General features: G+C 69.4%; 3 protein-coding genes. All 3 read left to right on the top strand.

From position 1 onward, the window contains the following. On the top strand, window positions 1–571 hold a 571-nt coding region (locus tag LQV45_RS25535), incomplete at its 5' end, for an isocitrate/isopropylmalate family dehydrogenase (protein WP_253074584.1). A gap of 151 nt (window positions 572–722) precedes the next feature. Beyond that, a complete protein-coding gene (locus tag LQV45_RS25530; RefSeq protein ID WP_230009430.1) occupies window positions 723–1,835 on the top strand; it encodes a branched-chain amino acid aminotransferase in 1,113 nt (370 codons plus the stop codon). A gap of 115 nt (window positions 1,836–1,950) precedes the next feature. Further along, on the top strand, window positions 1,951–2,520 hold a 570-nt coding region (locus LQV45_RS25525), incomplete at its 3' end, for an MBL fold metallo-hydrolase (RefSeq protein WP_230009429.1).

Here is a 2,520-nt window from a genome sequence, read left to right as displayed (position 1 = left end):
CCTGAACACCGCCCACGGCGTGGAGCGCGTGGTCCGCGACGCGTTCCGCCGGGCCAACGACCGCCCCCGCAAGAAGCTCACCCTCGTGCACAAGCACAACGTCCTGGTCTTCGCCGGCCAGCTCTGGAAGCGCACGGTCGAGGCCGTGGCCCAGGAGTTCCCCGACGTCACGCACGACTACCTCCACGTCGACGCCGCCACGATTTTCATGGTCACCGATCCGGCCCGCTTCGACGTGATCGTCACCGACAACCTGTTCGGCGACATCATCACCGACCTCGCGGCGGCCGTGACCGGCGGGATCGGCCTCGCCGCCTCCGGCAACCTCAACATGGACCGCACCGCGCCGTCCATGTTCGAACCGGTCCACGGGTCCGCCCCGGACATCGCCGGCCAGCAGAAGGCCGACCCCACCGCCGCCATCCTCTCCGCGGCGCTCCTGCTCGACCACCTCGGCTTCGCCGCCGCCGCCCGGAAGATCGAGGCGGCCGTCACGGCCGACGTCGAAGCCCGCGACGGCGCCGTCCGCACCACCAGCGCGGTCGGCGACGCCATCGCGGCGGCGCTGTAGGCCCCGCCTGCATTTCCTGCACGGCAGGCGACTGCAGTCACCGCAAAACCGTGCTGCCAACGGGCGTAAGCTTGTTTCGAATCACCAATATGCTGCCGTGGTCCGAGGGTGAACCACGTTCCCACACCAGGCAGCCGATCGTGGAGGAACCATGACTCAGACTGCCCATGGCGTCGAATTCACCCAGCACCTGTCGGAGACCCCGAAGTCTGCTGAAGAGCGTGCCGCCATCCTGGCAAACCCGGGATTCGGCGACTATTTCACCGACCACACCGCGATTGTGGACTACAGCGTCGACGCCGCCGGCAACGGCGGCTGGCACGACGCGCGCGTTGAGCCCTACGGCCCGATTTCCCTCGACCCGTCCGCCGCCGTGCTGCACTACGGCCAGGAGATCTTCGAGGGCCTCAAGGCCTACCGCCACGCCGACGGCTCGGTCTGGACGTTCCGGCCCGAGGCCAACGCCGCCCGGCTGAACAAGTCCGCCCGGCGCCTGGCCCTGCCCGAACTCCCGGAAGAGTACTTCCTCGGCGCCATCCGCGAGCTCGTCGCGGCAGACAAGGACTGGGTCCCCGCCGGCGACGGCGAAGCCCTGTACCTGCGGCCCTTCATGATCGCCACCGAGGCGTTCCTGGGCGTGCGGGCAGCGCGCGAGGTCTCCTTCCGCGTGATCGCCTCCCCGGCCGGCAACTACTTCGGCGGCGAACTCAAGCCCGTCTCCATCTGGATCTCGCGCGAATACGCCCGCGCCGGCCGCGGCGGAACAGGCGCCGCCAAGTGCGGCGGCAACTACGCTGCCTCGCTGATCGCCCAGCAGGAGGCCGAGGCCAACGGCTGCAAGCAGGTCCTCTTCCTGGACCAGTTCAACGACAACGCTGTCGAGGAACTCGGCGGCATGAACGTTTTCTTCGTCATGAAGGACGGTTCGCTCGTCACCCCGGCGCTCTCCGGCACCATCCTGGAGGGGATCACCCGGATGTCCGTGATCCAGGTGGCCCGGGACATGGGCCGGGAAGTCACCGAACGCAAGATCACCCTGGATGAGTGGCGCGACGGTGTTGCCTCGGGAGACATTGCCGAGGTCTTCGCCTGCGGCACCGCCGCAGTCATCACCCCCATCGGCGTGCTCAAGGACGCCACCGAGTTCATCGGTTCCGAGGACGCCACGGCGGGGGAGACCACCTTGGCCATCCGCGCCCAGCTGCTCGGGATCCAGACCGGCACCGTGGAGGACACCCACGGCTGGCTGACCCGGCTGGCCTAGCCACAGAACGTCTTAGTGCACGACGGCGGTCCCCACCTTCGGGTGAGGGCCGCCGTCGGCGTCTGTGGTCCCGGGCTGGGGCCAACGGCGCCCGATTCAATGCAAGGATGGGTCCGTGACCTCCGAGACATCCCGCGGCATTGTCCGCAGCAGTGAGCTGACCCGGTTCCGCCTCGCCCCGAATCCGGGCCCCATGAGCCTGGATGGAACCAACTCCTATCTCATTGCCGCCCCGGGGGCGGCGGCAAGGGTCGCCGTCGACCCCGGGCCCCTCGACGGGCCGCACCTTCAGGCGCTGGCCGGCGAGGGACCGGTCGAACTCATCCTGATCACGCACCGGCACGCGGACCACACCGCGGCCGCCGAGAGGTTTTCGGCCTTGACGGGCGCACCGGTCCGGGCCGCGGACCCCGCCCACTGCCACGGTGCACCCCCGCTTCAGGACGGCGAAACCATCCGGGCGGCCGGAACTGACATCCGGGTTCTGGCGACGCCGGGCCACACCTCGGATTCGCTGTGCTTCCACCTGCCGCAGGATGGCCCGCACGGCTCGGTGCTGACCGGGGACACGATTCTGGGCTCCGGAACCACGGTGCTGGACTACCCAGACGGCACCCTCCGGGACTACCTCGACTCGCTGGACCGGCTCGAACGCCTCGGACCCGCCACGGTGCTGCCGGCCCAC

The sequence above is a fragment of the Microbacterium sp. Bi128 genome, from assembly GCF_918698205.1.
This window is presented reverse-complemented; position numbering and strand designations above follow the sequence as displayed.

Coding starts and splice junctions, on each gene's coding strand:
- LQV45_RS25530 (WP_230009430.1), top strand. CDS start 723: ATGACTCAGACTGCCCATGGCGTCGAATTCACCCAGCACCTGTCGGAG.